The following is a 23,827-nucleotide window of genomic DNA, read 5'->3' as shown; positions in this document are numbered from 1 at the left end:
CGCTTTTGCAAAATTTGCTCATCCATAAATAGTATAAAAGAAAAACGGCAGATGGTGTTGGTCCGTCTGCTATTTTTGTTGTTTTGAAAAATCATAGAAATAACTTCTTCCATGCCATTGTTCTCCATGATATGATAATTAGTAAAGTTTTTCATTATTATGTAGGATGTGGATTAGCAATGAAGTGGTTATGGATGATTCTTGCCATCGTCGCCGGAATGGCAACGTCGGTGCAGGCTGGTGTCAACGGCGGTCTTGGCAAAAGAGTCGGTGTGATGGAAGGAGCGTTCGTTTCCTTTCTCATCGGTACAATCGTGTTATTTTTAGTGCAATTGTTTTTTGGTAAAGGAGACTTGTTACAAATGTTTTCCGTTCCGAAGTGGCAACTGCTCGGTGGGGTGCTTGGGGCGTTTTACGTGTTTGTCATGGTGCTCATCGTTCCGAAAGTAGGGGTCGCTACTTCCATCATGGCCGTGATCGCGGGCCAGTTGGTGATGAGTTCCATCATCGATCACTTCGGCTTGCTTGGCGGGCAGCACATTCCTTTTGACATGAGAAGAATGATGGGAATCATACTATTGTTTTGCGCATTATGGCTGTTTTATAAAAAATAATATGGTATGTGTGTCTGCTGGTTAGCCAGCAGTTTTTTTGTAAACATACCGTGCTCGTTTCCAATCCGCCGCTTATGTTTAGTTTTTTTTTCATTGGTTTATACTAACAAAAGCAGTTTAATCACACTAAAGGGAAGTTGAGGTTCGTGAAAAAGATATGGAATCTTTATGTTCACGATATGAAGCAAATAGCAACAAACTGGGTAGCGGCGGTATTGGTAGGCGGATTGCTTCTTCTGCCATCGCTTTATGCGTGGGTGAATATCGAAGCTTCTATTGATCCGTATGCCAACACGAGAAACATTAAAGTAGGAATTGTCAATGAAGACAAAGGGGCAAAAATTCAAGGACATGCGTTTAACGCCGGAAAAGAAATTGTTAGGGCGCTACGAAACAATCATGACTTAGGCTGGCAATTTGTTGGCAAACAAGAAGGAATGAAAAACGTCCGCTATGGCGATTATTTTGCGACGATCGTCATTCCAAGCGATTTTTCAGAAAAATTGGCTACCATTGTGCAAGATAGGCCGGAGCAGGCCGTCATTCATTACTATGAAAATGACAAAAAGAACGCGATTGCGCCGAGAATCACATCCAAAGGAGCAAGCACCATCACCGAGCAAGTAAGCGATCAATTTGTCGCTGTTGTCAACAGCGTTTTGTTTTCTATCTTTCATGAAGCGGGGGTGGCATTAGAACAACAGCTGCCAGATATTCGCCATTTTGAGACCCTGATTTTTCAGCTGCAGACGAAGCTGCCGGAAATCAAGCGGCTGTTAAACCAATCGATGTCCGACGCGAAAGAGGCGGAACGGCTCGTCAATAAAGCGGAAAAAACGCTTCCCGAAGCGAAACGGATCGTCAACAGCGGCATTGCGTTGCTTGATGAAATGAATCAGTTTTTCACGAAAGCGGAAGCAAAAGCAAAGACATTGACGCCGCAAATCGCGGAAAATTTGCGTACGCTGCAGCAAATCGCCATGTCCATCTATGCCGCAACTAACAAGCTGCAAGAAAACCTTTCCCTTGCCCAGCAGCGGCAATGGCTTTCCGACGTCCAGAGCATGGCCGCAGCTGGGGAACAAATGGCAGATGAAGCGCAAACACAGCTTCGCATATTCAATAACATGATCGAAAAGAGAGCTTTCTCTCGCACGGCTTCCGCCAATATGGAACAATTGTCCGGCCGTCTGACAGGCATAAAATCCAATTTAAGAGAAGCACAACGCCTTGCCAAGTTAGCGTACGAGCAAAGTGAAAACGGGGCGCAGCTAGGCAACCATCTTCTCACCGACCTAAATGAGCGGGCGGCAGCTGCGGTAAAGCAAGTCGATCGGGTGATGAATGAATACGAGCAACATATCGCACCACTCATGAAAGAAAAAATGAACGAAACGAAGCAGACGCTTCAAGACGCCCGCCGCATACTCGCGGACATCGCCAACACCATTCTGGAATTAGAGCGGTTTCTTCAGCACGCCGGCAGCGGTCTCAAGCAGGGGGAAGAAATGTTGCAGACGGCAAGCGATCAGTATCCGTTTCTTGCGCGGAAAGTCAACGATATCGCTTCCTTTCTTGTAAAATTGAAAAAAGAGACAAACATCTACGACATCATTCGTTTATTAAAAAATGATCCAAGAGCAAAAGGTGAATTTTTGGCCCATCCCGTCGACTTAAAGACGCATAGATTGTTTCCGCTTCCGAACTATGGATCGGGGATGAACCCGTTTTATACCGTCTTGTCCATATGGGTGGGCTGTCTGCTGTTAGTGTCGTTGCTTTCTACCGAACCTTATGAGGCAGAAGGGTATACCAGCAGAGAAATTTATTTTGGCCGGCTGCTGACGTTTTGGACATGCAGCAGTATTCAGGCGCTTATTGTCACGTTAGGAGATGTATTTCTTTTAAAGAATATTTATATTCATGACTCCGGCTGGTTCATCCTCTTTGGGCTGTTATGCAGCTTTGTGTTTATTGTCATTGTCTTTACGCTCGTATCAGTATTCAGCGACGTCGGCAAGGCGCTGGCCATCGTCCTGCTCGTTTTCCAAATCGCCGGAGCAGGGGGGACGTATCCGGTTCAGCTTATTCCGGAATTTTTCCAAAACATCAACCCGTTTTTGCCGTTTACGTATGCGATTGATTTGATGCGCGAAGCAGTCGGCGGCATTGTGTGGGGAAAAGTGAAAAACGATGCGGTTCGTCTCATGATGTTTGCCGTCCTGGCTCTCTTATTAGGTACGCTTCTGAAAGAACCGTTGAACAAATACATGCATTCGCTGCATGCGAAAGCGAAAAAAAGCGGATTGTTTCATTAAACCATGCGGCATAGGCAAAATGACCGCCTGGCTTTTTTGTTTATATCCGATGACGCCATCGATGGGAAACAGAAACAGCCAGCGCGGATATGGACGCTGTTTTAAAAAAATAGATTCGTTACGGCGGAAGGCACGGATTTGATTCGTGCCTTTTTTCATGACGAAGTTGCAAATGATTTGACAAATGAATGCATGTATAATATCCATCTTGGAATGCGGCTTTGAAAACGAACCGGACCAAACGGTATAGAGGCTAACTTTAGTGGGCTACACCATTAAAGACATCGCGTTGAGGGCTGGTGTTTCGAAGTCGACGGTTTCGCGCATCATTTCGGGAAAAGGGGTTGCAAGTCCAGAGACGCGTGAAAAAAGTATTAAAAGTGATGAAGGAGCTGCAGTATAAACCAAATGCCTTGGCAAGGGCGATGGTTTCGCAGCGAACGAACAATATAAGCGTAGTGGTTTATCATTCACGTTCTCCAATGGCTTCGATCCTATAATTTTTCTTGAAACATGCTCATTCTCCTGCTTTTCCAAAAGTTTGTTATTCTACAGTAACAGATAGTTAAAGATGGAAACTTCTTGTATACTAAATACGTATAACCATTACGTCGATGGATTGTCTTTGTTTAAGGGGGGTAGAGAAATCATGAATGGAGAGCCTAGAAAAAGAATCTCCGAACGAGCGTTATCGGTATGGCGGATATACGGCATGATCGGATTGGCCGTTTCTTTTGCCGTCTTTGCCACTGTCACTGTCCTAGTGATCGTTTTGGACGGGCCGAAATGGATTATTCTGATCTTGATTCTTTTATTTATAGGGGAAGGTTATTTGTTCCTCTTTTTTATCCCAAGATTACGCTGGCGGCGATGGCGCTATGAAGTGCGCGAGCAGGAAATAGAGATTCAACGAGGATTATTTACGGTAAAACGCACGTTGATTCCAATGATTCGTGTGCAGCACGTCGATTCTAAGCAAGGTCCATTATTTAAAAAATACAAACTGGCCTCCGTGACGATTTCGACAGCCGCAACGGTGCATGAAATTCCGGCACTCGATGAGGAGGAAGCAGAGGAACTGCGCTATTCAATTTCCAAATTGGTGAGGGTGGCGGATGACGATGTCTGAGAAAAAACGACTGCATCCTATTTCCGTCATCGCCAATATTGTTAAACAATTAAAAGACGCGTTTTTTCCGCTGGTCCTTCTCATCATAGTTGGGAAGAAAACCATTAACACGATGTGGGATATCGCCGTGCCATCGGCTGTTGTCATGTACACCATTGTGATCGGAATTATTTCTTGGCTCCGTTTTACCTATCGGTTGGAAGAAGGGGAATTGCGCATTGAACATGGCGTGTTTGTAAGAAGAAAACGGTATATTCCTTACGAACGCATTCAAGGCGTTTCCATTTCCGAAGGTTTTCTGCAACGATTGGCAGGAGTTGTTAAAGTCAATATAGAAACAGCGGGAAATAAGTTAGGAGAAGCTGAAGTGGTATTAACGGCCGTAACAAGGGAAGAAGCCGAACGAATTCAACGTTGGATTCGAAAGGCAAAAGAAATGACCAATAATGAAACGACAATGCTGGATGAAAATACTGAGTCTTCTTTTGTCTCCATCCATCAACGATTACAGGAAGAACCGAAAAATATCATTTTTTCGATGAGTTTTTGGGAAGTTTTTCAAGTAGCGGTGACAAGCGGAGGGGCACTTAGCGTTATTGCTGCCATTTTCGTTTTTATCTCCCAATTTGACAACATCATTCCTTACAAGATGCTATATAAAGATGCGCAAACGGTGTTCGCGTATGGTTTATTTTATACGATGGTGGCTGTTTTATCGATTTTTATTGCCGCCTATATGATATCCATTATTCAAAATATGCTGCGGTACGCGTTTTTTACGGTAGAAAAAATAGATGAAAACATCATCATTTCCAGAGGATTGCTGGAAAAAAGAAAAGTGACAACGTCTGTCACACGGGTTCAAGGGATTGTAATAAAGGAAAACATGATTCGCCGCTGGTTTGGATATGCTTCCGTTTATATCATTCATGCGGGTGGGGCATTGGATGATGGCCAGCATGGAAATATTATACTCTGCCCGTTAATCAAGAAAGAACGGATTGCTTCCGTTATTTCTTCCTGCCTCCCGGAGTATAGCATCCACCATGAATTCAATGCTTTGCCAAAGCGCGCATGCATCCGCTATATGGCCCGTCCTTTATACGTGTGGATTCTTCCTGTTTGCATCGCCGCTTATTTCCTGCGTCCGTGGGGAATGTTGCTTTTGTTATTGCTTCCCATCGTTTCATATTTCGGCTACTTAAGTTACAAAGCGGCGGGCTGGGCGATTTCGCCTCATCAGCTTGCACTAAAAAGCGGCTTATTCAACGTGAAAGCGATGTATATGTTAAAAAATCGTATCCAATCCATGGAAGCTTCTTATAACTGGTTTCAGAAGCGAAAACACCTCGGAACCATCGCGGCCACGGTCATGCCCGGAATCGGCGCCCGTGGAGTAGTGGTGGATCTTGATCAGGAAGATGTGAAAACAATATATGCGTGGCTGAAGCGGACAAACGAAGCAGCCAAAGTTTCGTCTGATTGAGCTGTCTTCACTTCGCCCCCACCTGAGCACTGCTTAGAGGTGGGGGGACTTCTTGGCAAAATGATAAAGGGAGGTATAAGCAGTTTGTTAAACATTTATAAAATCATGTAAATATCTCCTGTTATTGGGACGTGGAGAGGTGGATGTTCTCCATCTTTTTTATTTTTTTCTTGGTATCGTCAACGTTTTCCAGTCTGTAGACTTAATTTGTTTCGCGATATAAACAATTTGCCCGATATGATAGGAGTAATGGTACATTTGCCTTTCAATGGCTTGAATGACGGAATGCGGTTCATTTCGAATCGTCACGGTTTTTAACAGGTTATTTTCGGTGATTTCATTTAATGTAGTGAAAAATGTGTTCCAGCCTTTTTCCCAGCAGGCGAGAACTTCTTCCCGAGTGCTCCAATCGTTAATGAATTCCGCATCGCGGTCGCGATTTGGTTTTTCACCGTCTGAATGGAAAAAGTCGGTCCAGCGGGAAATCATATTGCCGCTCATATGTTTGACAATGATGGCAATACTATTGGATTCTTCGTTCAAACGATAAAAAAGCTCATCGTCGGACAATTGTTCCATGGCGCGTTCCGCAGTCATTTTCATGTCCAAAAACTGTTTTCTTACAACCTTTAAGTATTCCTGGCCGACGCTCATGATGACACCTCCATCTAAATAGTAACTAGTGCATTTTCCAAAGTTTTGTTTACTATTATTATAAAGGTATAAGGGAGATTATTTGTTAATTTTCTGATAATATTGTTTTGTACTAATGATAATGCATGAAATGTTTTACATTGGGAAAAATGATGTGATTCTCCTTACTAGTAGACAGAGCGGCTAAAGGCTGATATCGTTTACTAGGGAAGAGAATTTTTTTGTAAAATGATGTGTTAAGTAGTGAAAGGTGCATGGAATGATGAAGGAAAAAACGCAAACGACAACGGAAGACTCCAAATACATTCAGCAACACTTAGCCAACGAACGAACATTTTTAGCCTGGATTCGCACTGCGATTGCCATCACAGGCATTGGTTTTTTGATCATTAATTTACATATCCGGTCATCTGCTCACGTTTTATCAACAGCGGCAGTACAGACAATCGGCATATTATCGGTGGTCACGGGAATATGCACCATCATCTTCTCGACCATTGGCTATTTCCAAAAAGCTAAACAAATCAACGAGCAAACATTTCGCACCTCCCGTCCGCTCGTGTTGTTTTTAGCAACGTTAATGCTGATGATGACGCTGTTGTTTGGTTACTATTTTTTCATCACTTTATAGAATGAGTTTCGCTTACGAAATGCTAATTTGGCAAATGGATAGCCGAGGGGAAAAGGGACCGTAAAACATGCACCCAATGTTATATTCATCATAATATGAAGATGAATAAATATTGGGGAGGACCTATAATGTATCCATATATTTACAACTATGCTAACCTTAACAGACAATCAAGCATACAATCAGATAAATTAATACGTGACATTGAAAAGGCAATTAGCGGACAATATAGCGCCATTCAATGTTATGCTAAATTAGCCAAAATGGCTCCTACGGATAAGCAAAGGGTTAAAATCCTTGAAATTCGTGACGATGAAATAAAACACTATCAACGGTTTACACAAATATATGTAAATCTGACAGGTATGCAGCCTAATGTAAAAATTATTGAGAAATGTCCTAATACCTACGTTAAGGGATTAGAATATGCCTTGAAAGATGAACAGGAAACGGTTGACTTTTACCTAGATATTGCTGAGGAGACAAACAATCCATATATCAAAGATGTTTTTCGCCGTGCAGCAGCAGATGAGCAAAACCATGCAGTATGGTTCCTATACTATTTTATAAAGAATAAATGAGCTGAGTTGTAAGGAATTCAGCTCTTTTATTTGATAAGTCATCCTGCAAATTACAGGATGATTTTTTGTAATTATATTGGAATTTAAGGGGTAAAGGAATGGCAAATTTGTTTTTACGCATCTCATGCCAACCACGTGAAAATTATAGATGCCATCAGCGACGATCCCCTTTCAATAACTTCCGACACCTCAATCCGCTAGTACATCACCAATCTAAAAATTTCCACAGGAAATGAAGACTTTGGGCTTTGGAAAAAAAGAAATTATTATCTTAATTGAAAAGTATTATCAAGAGGAGAAAGAGTACTTTTATCATGAACCAAACACTGCGTGTCAATCAGTTATTAACTTTAATTTTATGTGGAAGATAGCAGCATGTTAATTCTTCTCAATTGATTACGTGCATGGAAAGAATGCTAGATGAGGTCATTGTTTTAAAAAATAGAAAAATCATCGTACACAAACACACCGATGATATCAGATAAGAGTATGGAAAATCATTAGACCAATGGGCACAGTGATGTTATAATATTGATAAATATTAAAATTATTAGAATATTATTTACGATATAATTTCCGTCCCCTAATTGCTCTTTATTTACGATTCGTTTTCATTATACGCATTTACAACAGTTGATTGAGAATCAATTACCGTCGACTGTAACGATCAAGGTTGTACTGTATCTCCTTATTTTATTCTTATCATAGTATGTTATTTCACTTATGTATCCAGTCAGCAAAGCATCAAATTGGAAGAGGAGTGATAATGTTTGTTTTTCAAAAAAATAAAAAATATGAAACTACAACCTACATGCTGACTTAATGAGAGGAAAAGAACGAAATTTGATCAACATCCTAAGGAGGATGCATATGGAGACCGTATTAGATGTAAAACATTTGAAAAAAGCATACGGCAAGAAACAAGCCTTGAAAGACGTTACATTTACTGTACCAAAAGGAACTTGTTTAGGTTTGTTAGGGCCAAATGGAGCTGGTAAATCAACGACGATGAAAATTCTTGCAGGGATCATCGAGGCTGATAGCGGAACTGCTACCATATTAGGAATGGATTCCGTGAAACAACGGCATGCTATTCGTCGTCTAGTTGGATATGTACCACAAGCGATCACATTATACGAACAACTGAGTGCCTATGATAACCTTGTATTTTTTGGAGAAATGTACGGAGTTCGCGGAACAAAGTTAAAGCAGCGAATCGCGGAAGTATTAGAACAAACCGGCCTTACAGAGCGGGCAAAAGATGCGGTAAATACCTTCTCCGGAGGGATGAAGAGACGAGTGAATATTGCCGCAGCCTTGCTTCATCAACCCCAGTTGCTAATTCTTGATGAGCCAACTGTAGGAATTGATCCGCAATCGCGTAATCATATTTTTGAAATGATTCGTTCCTTATTGGGCGAAGGAGTGACCATCATATATTCTACACACTATATGGAAGAAGTCGAAATTCTATGTAACAGTGTTGCCATTATTGACAACGGGGTCGTTCTTACCCAAGAGCCTTTAAAAGAACTATTAGACCGATATAGTCATAAAGCTATTTATGTGGAAGGGAAAGGGCTAGAGAAGATTGTAAATATTCCCGATGCCGCCAAAACGTATCGTAAAGGCAGCGGCTGGGTCATTGAAACCAATCATGTGATGTTCGCCGTGAAAGAAGTTTTACAAAAGGCTGAGAACCAGGGAATTGAAATAAAAGAATTGGAGATCAGCCGTCCTACACTCGAATCAGTTTTTTTATCGCTTACAGGTACGAATTTAAGAGATTAACTGTAGAATAACAAAAAGAAAGGAAAAGAGAATGCCATATGAAAAGTATTATAATCAAAGAACTCAAACTTTTAGTAAAAGAAAAAGGAAATTTTTTCTTTCTAATTGTCTTACCAATTCTCTTCACTGTCGTGTTCGGCTCCATTTTTGACGATACAAATGATGTATCATTGACTATCCAATATGTCGATCAAGACCACTCTTCAGCATCAAAAGATTTCCTCCATCACCTAGATCAAATCCCAGGAATTCAAGTAAAAGAAGTTCAGACATCGGTTCATAAGCAGGTACAGCAAATCAAAAACGGTAAACTAGCTTCGCTTCTTGTTATTCCTAAGGGGTTTCATAACCTGCAGACAGGAGATCCAGTGAATGTTTTATTTTATCATGATGCTGCTAATAGTGCATCTTCCGCACCGATTCAAGCTATTTTAAATTCTGTGGCGAACCAGTACCGAGAATATAAGCTATCCAGTACCTTAGCAAGCATGGGGAAAACAAAAGCGGAAATTACCCATATTTTACAACCACCTATTCAAATTAAAGAGATGAAAGAAAATGCCGTGCATATTCGTGCTATTGAACAAATTGTTCCTGGTTACACGGTAATGTTTGTCTTCTTTATTATCTTAGTCATGTTGCGGAGTTTTCTGCGCGAGAAAGAGTCGGGGATGATCTCACGATTGCGAAGCACGCCAATGAATCCTCTAGAGTACCTCATTGGTATGTGGATTCCAGCTATCATTTCCGTACTTATTCAATGTACGATCCTGTTAACATTTGGTCACTTTGTCTATGATCTTCATTTAGGAGATCTTGGTGCGATCAGCCTGATTATTCTTTGTCTTAGCATTTGTGGTACCGGTCTCGGGTTAGCCGTCTCTTTCCTAGTTAAAGGAGAAAACCAAGGTAGAGGTATTACCATGCTCATTACATTAGGAGGTGCTGCCCTCGGCGGATTATGGGTTCCTTACGATATGTTGCCAAGTGCGCTTCAAACGATTGCTCACTATACTCCGCAATTTTGGGCACAAAAAGGTATGCAGGATGTGATTATCCGCGGTGCTCATCTAAATGATATATGGCCAACATTGATGGTGTTATTAGTGTTCGGGATAGTGGGATTGTTGATCGGTCTCCTTCGATTTAAATCATTCTTACGTTCGGCTGCAAACTGAATGATCCATGTACGATGCAAAAATACATCTGTTCATAAGGGAGTGAAACAAAAACGAATTCAAAAATCATGAACCCATAGAAAAAGAGACAAGGAAGCATTCCTTCGATAGAATAATTTTGGAAAGGAGCTTCCTTGTCTCATGAACAGCTTAGTATGTCAATGAGAGTTGCATGAAACGTGTTCCTGTACTATCTCTGCTTCACAGGCTGTTTTTGCGATTTTTGGCTTTACCTTTTCAAAGATTCATTCAACTTTGTGGTTCAGATTGTGCAAAAATCGAAATATGTCTAACCTTCCGTTTTTCTGCCCTTAGTGGAAAACTTGTTATCAATCAACAGTACCTTCAGGGAAAGTTGGAGTTATTAGTGTAGCCGCAACTTGCATTTGTTGGACTTGCAATACTTTTACAGTAAGGTCCATGACGATTTTTTCGCGCAACGTGCTAAATTGCCCTCTGATGTCTACATTAACTGGTGAAAAATCAAGTTCGTAGAAATTTGCACCTACTAATTCGCCGTATGGTTGTTCATTATATTTGACGAGATTTTGGAAGAAAAATTTATCTAAGCGAGGAGTTAAGTCGTTTTTCTCATTAAGGAAGAAAGCTTTGCTGTCTTCTGAAATACCTATAATTGGGAACGTGAGGAACTGATCAGCTGTAATTTCTGTAAAACCAGAAAACGGAACTTCCGCAATTCGATCCTGAAGTGTTCCATTACATGCACTGGAAGCATATTCAATATCTTTCCGAATGAAACCTGATATAAATAATTTAGCTCTTGTGACTCTAAAAAAGTCAGTTGTGCCAATACGCTCAAATCTAACAGGTACCAGTTTCACTTGTTCTAGAAATACATTCTTTGTCACTCTCTTAATTTCAGTTGCTGCTGGGCTAAGTGGAATGTCTGCCTCTAAAACAACTTGAATGGTTTTCTCTGCTAGTACAACCGGAACTTTAAGAGTTGGCGTAAGACCTGGTGTTTGGATTACCGGGGTATTTTCATTGGATAATGGGATTTGTTCTGTCGCTGTTACTGGACAAGCTGGTGGGGTTGGTTGTCCGCCTTTATTGCAAGATGACCCAAAGCTCATAAATAATCCACTCCTTATATATTTTTTTTGAGCTTTTCTCAAGCTCTACGTTAATACAATATTCAGCATTCATTTGAAAGTATAGGGTAGTATAATAGTGATTTTTCTCATTTTTAAATTAGTAGATACGTTCGATTATCTTCTAGATCCCTTTGCCATCATAATGGACTCGAACTGGTTGTACTTGCAGTAAATGAATGATTAAATCCAATACAATTTTTTGGCATAATTGATGTAATTGAGTTGCTGGGTCTTTTTGTATGGAACCCGTATTTTTATTGGAAACTGCAGTATACCCAATATTTTGATGTATATATCCTTCTATAAATAAATTTCCTTTTAATGCCGTACATGTTCCATTACTCAATGATGGAGAAAATTGCGTAGGTACAAATTTGCAATTTGTCAGTACAACCTCTTTAGAGATTTCGTTCACTTTCATAATCTCTTCTTCAAACACCACATCTTCTTCTAAACATATTTCAATTTCGTATTCCCCGACTATAACTGGAGCTCTAATTTTTATAAAATCATGAGAAGTACAAGATTGATTATTTGTTTCTTTTGTTTTGGTAGATAGCGAGTCATGTACGGGAACCACATCTGATTTGTAATGATTTTTTTTATTCTTCGTTCCATAAGTGCGAACCGTGTCAGCAAAAAATATCATTTCGTGAATTTTAGAGGAAACTAAACAACAATAAGGCTGTTCAGGATAATAAGTTGTCGTATGAAGTAGTTTTGTGTCTAATTGAGGAGTTTGTCTGTTGTCTGGGTCAAGAAATTCAGCCGTATGTTGAACTGTACCGCCAAAGACAGGAGGATGAAGAAAATCGTCAATTTCTACAAAAGTGGAGAATGGACTTTTTATTGTCATAGAACGTATTTTTCCGTATTTATGAGATTCATCCGCATTATCAGCACGATTGGGTTCATCTATATCCTTTCTGACAAGCATATTATTTATTTCATCTGCAAAACCAGTTTCAAAAGTATGCACAGGTTCCAAAGCAGAATCGATTTGAGGTTCATCATTTGTTTTATCGCCATGGCCAGTCTGAAAAAAATGCTTAACATCAGTGGAATCAGCCATTTTAGAATCAGAATGGGGAATTTGCTCAACTGTATCAACATAGCTTGGTTCAGTATCTGGTTCGCTAATAGCATGATTACCCTTTTCTGTCCTCTTTTTGTTTATACATTGAAAACAGCGGGCTATAGATTTTTTTTGAACTCCTGAAGATTGAAAAGTGTTTATTTTTTTAGCACGTATTTGCTTCATTCTCTTATAGTCTATCCTTTTCATTGCATTTCACTCCCAAATAGAACTAATCGTTACTGTATTATTTATGCTTTATTTCAGTTTTTGTCCATGCACAGTTCTGAAAATTTAAAAATTACGTATAACAGCAATATCTCGGATATAAAATTCCTCGTTCAAACTAAAAAATGAAGAAAGGAATCTTTAGCAAAAGAGCTAGAGCGAAGAATGTAATCTAGGGCATCAAGCCATCACAAATAAAATACAATGATAAAAAAGCTGAATGGGAGAGGGGATGGAGTCATGAATTACCGCCGCCGCAACACGCAGGCATTTACGTTTTTGGCTTGGACCTCTTTTGTCCTATCGTGCGCGTTTATGTTCATTGGATTGTACAATATGGATGCGCCCCTAGTCGAGAAAGGATATTACGCGGTATGCGCCTGCTTTTTAATCATGTCTTCGTTTGTACTTCAAAAAACGATTAGAGACAATGCAGAAGACGATGCTTACGAGAAGGAGTATATGCCAAAAAAGTTTGAAAAAGAAGAATCAAAATAACGAAACGTTTTTTGTTTCAAAAACCTCCTGACGAATTAGGTGGTTTTTCTTTTGGAATGGGAATTATTTCGGAGTTAAAGATAAAACAGAAATATGGAAAAAGAATTCATGTTGTTTCTTTATGCTTTCGATAACAAGGATTGCCATTTGCTAATGAACAAGATTAAGATATAGGAAAGAATCATCATATATAAATAAAAGAGGTGATCCTGATCATCTATACGGTTCTGTTGTTTTTCCTGGCCGGATTAGCGGAAATCGGCGGCGGTTATCTTGTTTGGCTATGGCTGAGGGAGGGAAGACCGTTTTGGTACGGAATCATCGGCAGTATCGTCTTAATTTTGTACGGTGTCATCCCTACGTTTCAGCACTTTCCTTCGTTCGGGAGGGTGTATGCGGCTTATGGTGGAGTTTTTATTGTTTTATCGGTATTATGGGGCTGGGGAATCGATAAAAAAACTCCTGATACATACGATTGGATTGGGGTGGTTATTTGTTTAATCGGCGTTTCGGTCATGTTATGGGCGCCACGACATTAGCAGGAGGAATGAGGATGAACATTGCTATTGGAGATATCATGTTTCAATTGGTTAATATATTGATCATTATTTTTTTCCTTGCCTCATTGGTGTCGGTCGTTCGCTATGTATCGAAAAACGAAAAAAATAATAAACAATTGCAAGAAAAACTGGATCGGATTATTGAACTGTTGGAAAAAGAACGTTCAGGAAAGTAGGTCCCTTATAGAAGGCCAACCGTTGAGCATACCATAAATAAAGACAGTGCTTTTTAATTACATAAAAAACCCACCACGCATCGTTAAAAGGCGCGGTGGGTTCTCTTGTTTTATATTTCATTTTGTCAGGCCATCGATAGTAAGCAAAGTGAAATATATTGAAATGATATTTTGACATGTCAAAAAGCGACAACTGTTACGATAACGCTTCTATTGGCCTCTTCATCATCTTGATCAAGAAAGAATGCATGGATCCAAGCCGTCCCGTACGCGAAAAGAAGCGAAACAAGCGGCTTTTGATTACATGGACGCTTTTACCGTCAAAAAAGGTCATAATGAATACGAGAAAAAACACGGATGATCAGATGGTTGCCCGGCCAATGCGGTTTGCTTCAGGTACTTCAATCAAACGGCCGCTTTTCACGTCGTAAATAAAACCGTAGATCGTAATATAGCCCGGAACAAGAGGATGGGAACGAATTCGTTCGACATCGTCGATAACACTCTGTTCAAGGTTGCTGATTGTCAAAAATTCCATGTATTCCCCTGCTCTGGAACCGGGGCCTTTTCCTGTATCACGCCAATTTTTCCCGTCAAACTCGGCTGGTTCCAGACTGTTAGCGAGCAAATTGCGCATAGTTTCATTGGTAAACGTCTCCATGCCGCAATCGGTATGGTGAATCACGAACCATTCCCGTGTTCCCAACAGCTTGTACGAGATTACGAGAGAACGAATCGCGTCGTCACTTGTCACTTGCCCGGCCTCCAGCATTTCGGATCACATGAGCATCGCCTTCCGCAAGTCCGGCAAACTTGGCTGGGTCGAGGCGTGCGTCCATGCAGGTCAGAATCGCAAATCGACGCTTCGGCGGTATTGCCAGATTCGCTTTGTCCCCGAAATTAGCAGCATATTCTTCATTCGCAGCCAATACTTCTTTTAAAATATCGCTCATTTTCTGTCCACCCTTTCTTGAATTAATTTTATAAATCATATCTGTTTACTATGATTATAATGTGTTGTTCTCCTGCCGTCAATGAATTCTTACACGTCTAACGGGTATAATAATTGGAGCAAGAAGCTGATCATTTGATAATAAATGAAGATCATTGTAATTTAAAGGTAGTTCATCAAATATGGTTTATATTAGGAGCTGGTTGTATGAAAGTGTTAACTGTTGTCTCACATCCCAGAAGAGAATCCCTTACTTTTGCGATTGCCGATCGTTTCATTCAAGGGTTAAAAGACGCTGGACATGAAGTGGAAATTGCGGATTTGTACGGTGAAGAATTTAATCCGCTGTTATACGAACAAGATGAGCCTGATTGGGACAACCCTAATAAAACATATTCTCCACGTGTTCATGCAGAAATGGAAAGATTGAAAAGAAACGATGGATTAGCCTTCATCTTCCCATTATGGTGGTATTCATTACCAGCGATCGTAAAAGGATATATAGACCGGGTATGGAATTATGGGTTTGCTTATGGAGGCGCGCGCCTTCCACACAAAAAGGTATTGTGGATTCCGCTTGTAGGGGAGACAGAAGAAAGTCTTAAAAAAAGAAATTTTGATACGATGATTTCCCATTATTTGAAAGTTGGTTTAGCTGGCTATACAGGTATTCCTCAATCGGAAGTTGCATTTCTGTATAATACGTTAGCGGAAGATATGGAAAGCGAAGAGGAAGTCAAAAAACATTACGAAAGTCTTTTCAATCGAGCATATGAGCTAGGTACTACATATAGCCATTCATTAACGGAAAAATAATCATGGGCATTGTGTGTCAAACCGATTCAAAATGACGCTATGCCCTGTTCCAATACTGCATCAAAGTATATAGAGGCATTGCGATTTTCGTAATGCCTCTATTTTTATTTAATTGGAAGATAAGGTGAAAATGCATTCACGATAAAGTCTATCATCTATTTTTCCTGTTTTTTATTTAACAAATATTAAAATTAATTTTAATATTGTGTTCAAATCTGTTTCTTACAATGAAGATGATCAAAAATCATCAAAATTTAGAGGGAGCGAGATAGCGGTGAAAAAAACAGGAATGATTGGTTTATCTCTTTCTCTATCGTTGGGGTTACTTGCGAATTATGCCCCGGAAGCAATGGCAACGGGTAAACAGGTTAAACAGCAGTCTATGCTGCAACCGATTGTTGACCAGGTTGATGTCATTGCCCACCGCGGTGCCTCAGGTTATGCACCTGAACATACACTGGCAGCATACGAAAAGGCGATTCAGATGAAAGCAGATTATATCGAATTGGATTTGCATATGACAAAAGATGGTCAGTTAATTGCCATTCACGATTCCACGCTGGCAAGAACGACAAATGCGGAAGAAGTATATCCCGACCGCGCCCCTTGGCGGGTAAAAGATTTTACGCTAGCCGAAATTAAGAAGTTAGACGCCGGTTCTTGGTTTAACAAGGCTTACCCTGAATATGCAAAAAAACAATATGTCGGGGAGAAGATTCCAACCCTTCAGGAAGTAATCGATTTTGTCAAAAAGAAAGATCCAAAAGTTGCTCTGTATATAGAAACGAAGGACCCGGACGTTTATCCGGGCATGGAAGAAAAACTCGTTGAGATTTTGAAAAAGAACGGTTACTTGAAAAAAGGGAAAGTCATTTTCCAATCATTCAGTGAAGCGAGCTTAAGAAAATTGCAGCATCTCGTTCCTGAGGATATTCCCCTTATCCAGCTTTATAGTCCAGATATGATTCAAGGAAAAAATCTGGATGATGTCTTTAACCGAGCAGCGGAATATGCGGAAGGTGTAGGACCAGATAAATCACTCGTCACCCCGGCGTTTATACAGGAGGCACATGAACGTCATATGGTCGTCCATCCGTATACCGTAAATACGCAGGATGAAATGGTCGAACAGTTATCCCTTGGTGTTGATGGAATGTTTACGAATTATCCTGATCAATTAGTAGAATTGAACAAGAAACCGTACATTTCCCACGGGGCGGCCAGTGGCGAAGTGGCGGATACATCCGCGGTATTATGGACTAGAACAAGCCAACCCGCAAAGGTACGATTTGAAGTTTCCGAGGATGCTTCTTTTAAAAAAGCTATCGTGAAAACCAAAAAAGCGACTTCCGAACATGATCTGACCGTACAAGTAAAAGTGACGGGATTGAAACCGGACACGATTTATTACTACCGTGTTCAGGCTCTCCCAGGATCACATCAGGTGAGTGGAAGATTTAAAACAGCTCCAGCTGAAAATGAATTAAAGCCGTTAACGATTGTTTGGGGTGGTGACACAGGAGGACAGGGCCAAATCCCGCCTTTTAAATCTTTTGCGGCGATGGCGGATTTAAAACCGGATTTCTTCTTATTTAGCGGAGATACAATTTACGCGGATAATGCTACTCCGGCTGTTCCGAATCCGCCATCGAAAAACATTGAGGATTTCTGGGCGAAATACAAGGAAAACCGTACCGACCCGAACTTGAGAAAATTGCTTCAATCGACAAGTGTTTATGCTATCTGGGATGACCATGAGGTAACGAATGACTTTTCTGGCCCGTTTGAGCCGCTTGCCTCAACCGGATTTCGAGCATTTACGGATTATTGGCCAATATTGGACGAGCGGAGTTCATCCGGGAAGCTTTATCATAAGTTTTCATGGGGCGATACACTTGATTTATTCATTTTAAATAATCGCAGCTACCGTGACCCGGATACGAAACCGGATGGCCAGGACAAGACAATGCTTGGTCAAGAGCAACTGGAATGGCTGAAAAAAGAACTGTTGAATTCAGATGCCCAAGTGAAACTTATTGCTTCTTCCGTGCCGATTTCCATTCCGACTGGGAAACCAAATGCACGCGACGGATGGGCGAATGGCAACAATATCAATCCGGACGATAAAACAGGGTATGAACATGAGTTTGCGGAGATTTCCAAGTTCATTATGGAGAATAAAATGAAAAACGTGTATTTTGTCACAGCTGATGTTCATTATGCTGATATTATCCAGTATGATCCGGACCATAACGGTACGGTTGATTATCGCGAATTAGTAAGTGGACCGATCGGGGCGGGCCTAGGCCAGCCGTCAACACTGGATCCTACATTTGGGCCGGATCAACTGTATGCGGAAAGTGGGTTCTTTAATTTTGGTGTACTCAAGGTGGATCCGGGACTAAAACAAGTGACGGTCGAAATTCGTGATGAAAACGGTACGGTTCATTTTCATCATGATTTTCCAATTGAATAACAGATTAGAATCGTAAAAATTTAAATCCTTTAAACATACAAAGCACCGTTCGGATTACCGGACGGTGTTTTTAATTAAAATATTCGATGAAATACTTTAACTTAATCAGCAGTAACAAAAAAGTTGTTTAAAAACCAAAAAATGATTAATTGCTTGGTCTTGAAAATGCAAGCCGAATTCCTAATAAAACAAGAATGGCACCAGAAATGCGTTCCACACATGCGGAAATCGCCATAAATCTTTTTCGTATATAACTATGAGTAAGGAAAATAACCATGAGTGAATACCATATCATTTCAATTCCTACAACCGACAAACCGTAAAACAGCTGTGCAAAGATTGAAGTCCCAGGTTGTACAACTTGAGTAAACAAAGACAGATAAAATAAAGTGGCTTTTGGATTCAACAAACTTGTTAGCAGGCCAGTATGATAGGATTTCCACCTGCTTAATTGGTTAGAAATATTATCATTCTTAGTCAGAAAAACGTTCTGTTGTTTTTTGGTAAAGAGCGATTTCAATCCTAAATAAATCAAATAAACAGCTCCAATCCATTTCACAACGTTAAATAATAAAATCGATTGGGAAATGATCACACCTATTCCTAATAAACAATATGTAATATGAACAATACTCCCTGTACACATACCAAAAACAGTACAGAAACCATATTCTCTTGAAAACAAGCTAGTTTTAATAGTGATAGCCCATTGTGGATCAGGAGATAAAACAATTAGTATACCAATACCCAAAACAGTTAACCATGTTTCTAAATTCATAATCACACCCCCAAGAAATAAATATATTTGAATTATACAAAAATTTTCGGTTAGCAAGAACAGAATATGGTGAATCAAAGTATAGAATCTTAAGGGGCGGCGTTTTTATTAGTTAACGGGGGAGCAGGATAGTTGAAGAAGATGGCAAATGAGCTTCATCAAACATGAAAACACCACTCTGAAGGTGGTGTTTTTTATTAATACTTGACAAATTAATGTTCTGTTAAACTGGATACAGAAACTGTTTGTTTATTCTTTGGTTCATCAAGGGGATAGATTGTAGCTGTTTCATTTTGTTCATCCACCTGCTCAATATAGATAGGTACCCCGTTATAGGTTACATCAGCCATAACTGGTGAAGCAGCAATTTCTTTTGCTCGTTGTGTGTTCATGATAATGACCTCCTTTTGGTTTGTAACAGTTATAATATTTGCTCAAAATTACTTACATATACTTGTTGTTATTGAAGTATGGTTATAACGTTACTATCTCGCGTGTTGGGTAATGCTTTGTTGTTATATGTGATAATGGTTGTCAAAATTGAAAATGAAGATCGGAAAGAAGTTTGCACTCGAAGAAGCAGTGGAGACACATCGTTGGGTCGAAAGCAGAAATAGCACGGGAAAGATTTTGTTGACTGTTCGAAATACATAAATTTATGTTTTATACCTCACATTTCGCACCCTAACAAGGTCAAAACAAAGGATTTTTTATTTAGTTTTTCAGAATAACTTTTTGACCAACACAACGAGCGATGGCAATCCTTTTTTTACCATCGCTGGTCGTTCCGTATCACGTTACACGTAGATGCTCTCATCCATGCCCAATCCCTGCAGAATCCTTCGCTGATCAGGGGTAAGGGAGCGATCCAGTGAGCGTTGGATGCGCCCATCCGGCAGCTTGAACAGGACGACGTTCACATATTGAAACAGCTGAAAAATCGCCTGTCCCGTCGGCCGGGTCAGCTTGCGGCCTCCAGGACCCTTCAACGGGTGTTCTGGAGTAATAAACTGACGCACTCGGCGCTGAAAAACGCGGTAAATAGCCAAGGCCAACAGAAACAAATAGCCTAATACTGCGACCCGTTCTGGTTTTTTGACGTAAATCTCATCCGTGAAAAACGGATCTTTCAAAAAAGCGAAGTTCATTTCCACCGAGATCTGCCCTTTATACAGCTTCAAGATCTCTTGGGCATCCATGGGTTGGCCCTTCCATTCCTTCGGAACGGTCGTGACAAGGACAAACCGGGACGCTTTCCGTCTCGCCTGTTCCCACGCGTCTTGGTCGAATTCGACGTCAAGGTGCAAGAAATACAGCGTCTCCACCTCGGGTTCCGCCCCTTTTTTCGGCCGTCCGCGCCGTTTTTTCAGGCGTACGATCTCTTCGACCGCGGCCTCAACCCGATGAAACCGGGGGCGAAGGGACGCCTTGAGGGACGCCAAGGCTTGTTCGGCATCTTCCCGGCAGGAGAAGGGGTGACGCTCCCAACGGGCTTGTTCCTCGCGAAGAAGCTCCGCTTCTTTGGTTCGTTCTTTTTCAAGCGTCTTTCCTTTTCGCTGGTCGAGCGCGCTCGATTCAACAACGATCAGCCGAACGGGGTGGCCTTCATACGTCGAGGCCGTTTCCCATACCCGGTACGTGGCGCCGTTTCTCTCCGCCAACGTAAAGGGATCGCTCCACGTCGTGTCCTCAGCATCCGCTTCGGCCAGCGCGGTTTTCACGATCCGGAGCGACGAAGGGCCTCTGGTGATCAAAAAGGCGTTGGCCGCTTTGGTTTGCGCCAGGGTCTCTTTCGTCATCGCGGCGGAATCGGCCACGTAAATCCATTCGTCTTCGATTTTGGCCTGCTTCAGCTGTTCATGGACACGAGACAGCACCTCGGGATTCCATGTTTTATCGGGCAGGTTGCCATCGTGCACATCGCCGTAAAACGGGATGCCGTCCTCGTTGCCGACCAGTCCGAAACCGATCTGTTTTTGCCAACGATGATGGCGGTTGTAGCCATGTGTGATTTGTAAGGCCTCTAACGAGGCCGATTCATACGCGCCGTAAACGGTCTTGTCCGTCGTATCGGCGTGGAAGGCTCGGAGGGAAAGGCCTTCTTTTCGATAAATATGAATCAAGCAAGTGCTGATGACGTTGTGAATGCCAGCCTCATACAGGCGATCGAGATGACGGGCCAACGCATCGTCGTTCAACCAGGAAGGATGGAGATCGGGACGGATGAGTTTCTCACAATCGACCTCCTGAGCCCAATGTTCCAAGTGAACAAGGGCTTGCCGGCCGTCAAACACATTGTAGAGGATGGCCTGAACGGCATCGCTGACTCGCGTTTGGCACTGCGGATCGACGGGCACGAGATGGTCAATCAATTGAGGCAGACCCAGTTTCTTGAATAGGGCACTTATTATATTCAAATAAGAATTGCGATAGACCTTTTTGACTTGAACGTTCATAAGTGAAAAACTCCTTTACGTTCCTTGTGTGTCAAGGATTCATTCGACATCGGAACGAAAAAATCCTCCCGATTTTCGTCGAGAGGGTGCGAAATGTGAGATGAAAAGAGACTTTACCTATGTTGATGATGTAACGGAATCCATTTTACGTTTAATCTATAAAGGCCCTTCAACAGAGTCTCCGTATAAAATTTATAACATAGGAAATAACCAACCAGTGCAGCTAAATTATTTCATTCAAGTACTAGAAGAACATTTAGGTAAGAAGGCAATCAAGAAGCTCTTACCTATGCAGCCCGGTGATGTTCCAGAGACATTTGCGGACATTGATGAATTAGTAAAGGATATTAACTATAAACCTAAGGTGTCCATCGAGGAAGGAGTCAAAAGGTTTGTCGAGTGGTTTAAAGATTACTATAAAATTAGCTAGTAGGTTAATAGTTAAAAACTGCAGAACAGAAAAAATTCTGCAGTTTTTTTGACATATGGTTGTTTAAGCAAAACATCGTAAAATGCGTGGGTGTTTTGCTTACAACCATTTTTAACAAAATTAGTATTAGACGAATTTTTTGGGTTCTGATTAAGCCTCTATGGAAGAACGAATTTACTTCCATTATCTGTGGAGAATGTATATGATAAAGTATTCGTTTTTAGAAAAGGGGGCAATGATTGATGTAATAGCACCTTCCTCTGGTGTAAAGGCATAATTACATAGTATGTTTAATCAAGCCTGTGAAAGCATGGAAAGAAAAGGGTATAAAGTTGTTTGCGGAGAAACGGTTTGGACACAAGAGAAAGCTAAGTCTGCTAGTGCCAAAAAGAGAGCAAATGAATTTATTGAAATGATGCAAAATATGAGACAGTAGTTGTATTGGAAGCAAAACGTCGATAACACAAAAGTGGTAATAATTAAAAAAAACCGATAGCCACTCTTTTTAGAGTGGTTATTTTGTGTAAATGAAAGCGTGTGGTTAAACGGCAATATAAACAAATATTTTCTTTATAAAAAATAGAACTATGTGCTAAATAATCAACCAAAATAAAACAAAAAATACCTAATAACAAGGATAGTTTGTCATCTCTTTTTTGAATTTTACAAATAAATTGATTAATGAAGGTTGAATGTATGTGGGGAGAGGTTTTGAAAGACTTTATGGTATTACGGTAGAGCTAACCTTGCTATTTATTGGTACTTCATTTGTTATTAACTTTATTCAAGGATTCATTCTATACGATGTATATCCGTTTTCAACGATATTCTATTTCGCAATTTAATTGTCAGGGGTATGGCGTTGATGCCTGTTGATAGGTGTAAGTTTACTGGATTTAACATTATTACACAGTCTCTTTAGAAAGAAGTTAGTCTTTGCGTTTATAGGTACTGTCATAACAATGGCAGCGTTATCAGAATTTTTATTATCATTTAAGGAGTGATTTTGAATAATGATCATTCGTAGATTTCGTAAAGAAGATTGGCTGCAAGTAAAGGAAATTTACGAGCAAGGAATTGCGACAGGACAAGCAACGTTTGAAACGACAGCACCATCGTTCGAAAAATGGGAATCAACCATTGCCGCAAATTTATGTTTAGTCTCTGAAAACGAAGAGGGGATTCAATTCCCGTGTTTAACGAAGCGTTTGATAAAATCTTTTCGATCAATTCGATTATATTCTGAGAACAACCTATTGAACGATTAAAAGAGTTGCGGAATTTGTTGAAGCCAAACGGACTGATTGCAATTGCACACTTTCAGTGACTGGTCCAAAACAGACTTTATGTCAACAGCTGATCAACAACAATGGTCTGTTCAATTACAAATGCTGGGGGGATACATAGAAAATCAACTCAACAGGATTTTAGAGAATCGCCCAAATCCTAGATTTTCTGAATTCACCCTAGACTTACTGGACCTATCTTCGATTTCTATCCAAATCAGTATCCCGCCAGAATTAGAGTCCTATAGACATCAATTAAGTTTGTATAATGATACGATCAAATTAATTCAAGAGTTAGAAATAGGCCGGCAATAACTAGCGGGATTCCTGTGCAAAAAGACCTGCGCTAGAGGCGCAGGTTATCGAATGTTTTATGAAATTCCAAACTGCTATACAACCTAATTTATCAAAGCCTTCTAACATCGCTCTCACTTGAGAACTAAGCTAGCCACTACTCCGGCGTGATCGGATGGCCAAAGAGCGGTTGGCGTTCTGTCACGCTGTTTTTCACCTACCAAATCGGCCGCAATCGGTTTGATGATGTATAAAAGTTTGTGTAAAGCATTTTGCTAGAACAAAAGAAAAAAGGTAGGGTATTC

Annotated in this window: 22 protein-coding genes and 4 pseudogenes; 18 read left to right on the top strand and 8 right to left on the bottom strand. The window is 40.6% G+C overall.

Translation table 11 applies throughout. The features are described from left to right. Window positions 1-179: 179 nt before the first annotated feature. From BDD39_RS06225 to BDD39_RS06205, 5 genes are all read left to right on the top strand, one after another. Window positions 180-614 (top strand): DMT family transporter, encoded by a 435-nt coding sequence (locus BDD39_RS06225; protein ID WP_166909082.1) that lies wholly within the window; start codon window positions 180-182, stop codon window positions 612-614. A 146-nt stretch (window positions 615-760) separates the two neighbouring features. Continuing rightward, entirely contained in the window at window positions 761-2,932 is a 2,172-nt protein-coding gene (locus BDD39_RS06220) for a YhgE/Pip family protein (protein ID WP_166909080.1), read from the top strand. Between the two features lie 262 nt (window positions 2,933-3,194). Beyond that, entirely contained in the window at window positions 3,195-3,335 is a 141-nt protein-coding gene (locus BDD39_RS16680; RefSeq protein ID WP_321164205.1) for a LacI family DNA-binding transcriptional regulator, read from the top strand. A 246-nt stretch (window positions 3,336-3,581) separates the two neighbouring features. Next, window positions 3,582-4,061, top strand: coding sequence for a PH domain-containing protein (locus tag BDD39_RS06210; protein ID WP_166909078.1), 480 nt, complete (start codon window positions 3,582-3,584; stop codon window positions 4,059-4,061). Continuing rightward, a complete protein-coding gene (locus BDD39_RS06205; RefSeq protein ID WP_208404342.1) occupies window positions 4,054-5,547 on the top strand; it encodes a PH domain-containing protein in 1,494 nt (497 codons plus the stop codon). The genes BDD39_RS06210 and BDD39_RS06205 overlap by 8 nt, the downstream gene beginning before the upstream one ends. A 159-nt stretch (window positions 5,548-5,706) precedes the next feature. Here BDD39_RS06205 and BDD39_RS06200 read toward each other — a convergent pair whose 3' ends face one another. Next, a complete protein-coding gene (locus BDD39_RS06200; RefSeq protein ID WP_166909072.1) occupies window positions 5,707-6,201 on the bottom strand; it encodes a DUF1572 domain-containing protein in 495 nt (164 codons plus the stop codon). A 262-nt stretch (window positions 6,202-6,463) separates the two neighbouring features. Here BDD39_RS06200 and BDD39_RS06195 point away from each other — a divergent pair, with 262 nt between their 5' ends. The 4 genes from BDD39_RS06195 (at window position 6,464) to BDD39_RS06180 (ending at window position 10,382) form a co-directional block, all read left to right on the top strand. Continuing rightward, window positions 6,464-6,832: a YidH family protein gene (locus tag BDD39_RS06195; RefSeq protein ID WP_166909070.1), complete on the top strand. Its 369-nt coding sequence runs from the start codon at window positions 6,464-6,466 to the stop codon at window positions 6,830-6,832. A 128-nt stretch (window positions 6,833-6,960) separates the two neighbouring features. Next, window positions 6,961-7,413: a ferritin-like domain-containing protein gene (locus tag BDD39_RS06190; RefSeq protein WP_166909068.1), complete on the top strand. Its 453-nt coding sequence runs from the start codon at window positions 6,961-6,963 to the stop codon at window positions 7,411-7,413. An 870-nt stretch (window positions 7,414-8,283) separates the two neighbouring features. Further along, a complete protein-coding gene (locus BDD39_RS06185) occupies window positions 8,284-9,204 on the top strand; it encodes an ABC transporter ATP-binding protein (RefSeq protein WP_166909065.1) in 921 nt (306 codons plus the stop codon). A 38-nt stretch (window positions 9,205-9,242) separates the two neighbouring features. Then, entirely contained in the window at window positions 9,243-10,382 is a 1,140-nt protein-coding gene (locus tag BDD39_RS06180; RefSeq protein ID WP_166909063.1) for an ABC transporter permease, read from the top strand. Between the two features lie 329 nt (window positions 10,383-10,711). On the opposite strand, the gene BDD39_RS06175 is transcribed toward BDD39_RS06180, so the two are convergent. Both BDD39_RS06175 and BDD39_RS06170 read right to left on the bottom strand, forming a co-directional pair. Further along, the gene (locus BDD39_RS06175) at window positions 10,712-11,476 is read right to left on the bottom strand and encodes a CsxC family protein (RefSeq protein WP_166909061.1); all 765 of its coding nucleotides are present in this window, start codon (window positions 11,474-11,476) and stop codon (window positions 10,712-10,714) included. Between the two features lie 142 nt (window positions 11,477-11,618). Continuing rightward, complete coding sequence (locus BDD39_RS06170; protein ID WP_166909059.1) at window positions 11,619-12,782, bottom strand: BC_2427 family protein; 1,164 nt, start codon at window positions 12,780-12,782, stop codon at window positions 11,619-11,621. Between the two features lie 258 nt (window positions 12,783-13,040). Here BDD39_RS06170 and BDD39_RS06165 point away from each other — a divergent pair, with 258 nt between their 5' ends. The 3 genes from BDD39_RS06165 (at window position 13,041) to BDD39_RS06155 (ending at window position 14,034) form a co-directional block, all read left to right on the top strand. Beyond that, window positions 13,041-13,298: a YiaA/YiaB family inner membrane protein gene (locus BDD39_RS06165; RefSeq protein WP_166909057.1), complete on the top strand. Its 258-nt coding sequence runs from the start codon at window positions 13,041-13,043 to the stop codon at window positions 13,296-13,298. Between the two features lie 212 nt (window positions 13,299-13,510). Beyond that, complete coding sequence (locus BDD39_RS06160; protein ID WP_166912298.1) at window positions 13,511-13,837, top strand: YnfA family protein; 327 nt, start codon at window positions 13,511-13,513, stop codon at window positions 13,835-13,837. A gap of 14 nt (window positions 13,838-13,851) precedes the next feature. After that, complete coding sequence (locus BDD39_RS06155; RefSeq protein ID WP_166909055.1) at window positions 13,852-14,034, top strand: DUF4083 family protein; 183 nt, start codon at window positions 13,852-13,854, stop codon at window positions 14,032-14,034. Window positions 14,035-14,395: 361 nt separating this feature from the next. Here BDD39_RS06155 and BDD39_RS06150 read toward each other — a convergent pair. Further along, window positions 14,396-14,987: pseudogene (locus BDD39_RS06150) on the bottom strand (beta-class carbonic anhydrase). A 206-nt stretch (window positions 14,988-15,193) separates the two neighbouring features. Here BDD39_RS06150 and BDD39_RS06145 point away from each other — a divergent pair. Next, window positions 15,194-15,802 (top strand): NAD(P)H oxidoreductase, encoded by a 609-nt coding sequence (locus BDD39_RS06145; protein WP_166912296.1) that lies wholly within the window; start codon window positions 15,194-15,196, stop codon window positions 15,800-15,802. 274 nt (window positions 15,803-16,076) lie between these two features. Then, entirely contained in the window at window positions 16,077-18,278 is a 2,202-nt protein-coding gene (locus tag BDD39_RS06140; RefSeq protein ID WP_166909053.1) for a glycerophosphodiester phosphodiesterase family protein, read from the top strand. Between the two features lie 145 nt (window positions 18,279-18,423). Here the strand turns inward: BDD39_RS06140 and BDD39_RS06135 are convergent, their stop codons facing one another. Then, entirely contained in the window at window positions 18,424-19,056 is a 633-nt protein-coding gene (locus BDD39_RS06135; protein ID WP_166909051.1) for a LysE family translocator, read from the bottom strand. 212 nt (window positions 19,057-19,268) lie between these two features. Continuing rightward, window positions 19,269-19,448 carry a small acid-soluble spore protein H gene (locus BDD39_RS06130; protein ID WP_166909049.1) on the bottom strand — a complete coding sequence of 60 codons (180 nt, stop codon included), beginning with the start codon at window positions 19,446-19,448 and terminating at the stop codon, window positions 19,269-19,271. Between the two features lie 154 nt (window positions 19,449-19,602). Between BDD39_RS06130 and BDD39_RS16675 the strand changes: the two genes are divergently transcribed. Continuing rightward, entirely contained in the window at window positions 19,603-19,710 is a 108-nt protein-coding gene (locus tag BDD39_RS16675; protein WP_341801488.1) for a hypothetical protein, read from the top strand. A gap of 143 nt (window positions 19,711-19,853) precedes the next feature. Here BDD39_RS16675 and BDD39_RS06125 read toward each other — a convergent pair whose 3' ends face one another. Continuing rightward, entirely contained in the window at window positions 19,854-21,512 is a 1,659-nt protein-coding gene (locus tag BDD39_RS06125; protein WP_015863777.1) for an IS1634 family transposase, read from the bottom strand. Window positions 21,513-21,612: 100 nt separating this feature from the next. On the opposite strand from BDD39_RS06125, the pseudogene BDD39_RS06120 reads away from it, so the two are divergent. From BDD39_RS06120 to BDD39_RS06105, 3 genes and pseudogenes are all read left to right on the top strand, one after another. Next, window positions 21,613-21,942, top strand: a pseudogene (locus BDD39_RS06120) (protein CapI); the annotation flags it as partial. A 202-nt stretch (window positions 21,943-22,144) separates the two neighbouring features. Continuing rightward, window positions 22,145-22,366: pseudogene (locus BDD39_RS16345) on the top strand (LD-carboxypeptidase); the annotation flags it as partial. 589 nt (window positions 22,367-22,955) lie between these two features. Then, the gene (locus BDD39_RS06105) at window positions 22,956-23,210 is read left to right on the top strand and encodes a GNAT family N-acetyltransferase (protein WP_380630353.1); all 255 of its coding nucleotides are present in this window, start codon (window positions 22,956-22,958) and stop codon (window positions 23,208-23,210) included. A 446-nt stretch (window positions 23,211-23,656) separates the two neighbouring features. Here the strand turns inward: BDD39_RS06105 and BDD39_RS16830 are convergent. After that, a pseudogene (locus BDD39_RS16830) lies at window positions 23,657-23,749 on the bottom strand (endonuclease/exonuclease/phosphatase family protein); the annotation flags it as partial. Window positions 23,750-23,827: the final 78 nt, after the last annotated feature.

It is taken from the genome of Saccharococcus thermophilus (assembly GCF_011761475.1).
Classification (GTDB): Bacteria; Bacillota; Bacilli; order Bacillales; family Anoxybacillaceae; genus Saccharococcus; species Saccharococcus thermophilus.
This window is presented reverse-complemented; position numbering and strand designations above follow the sequence as displayed.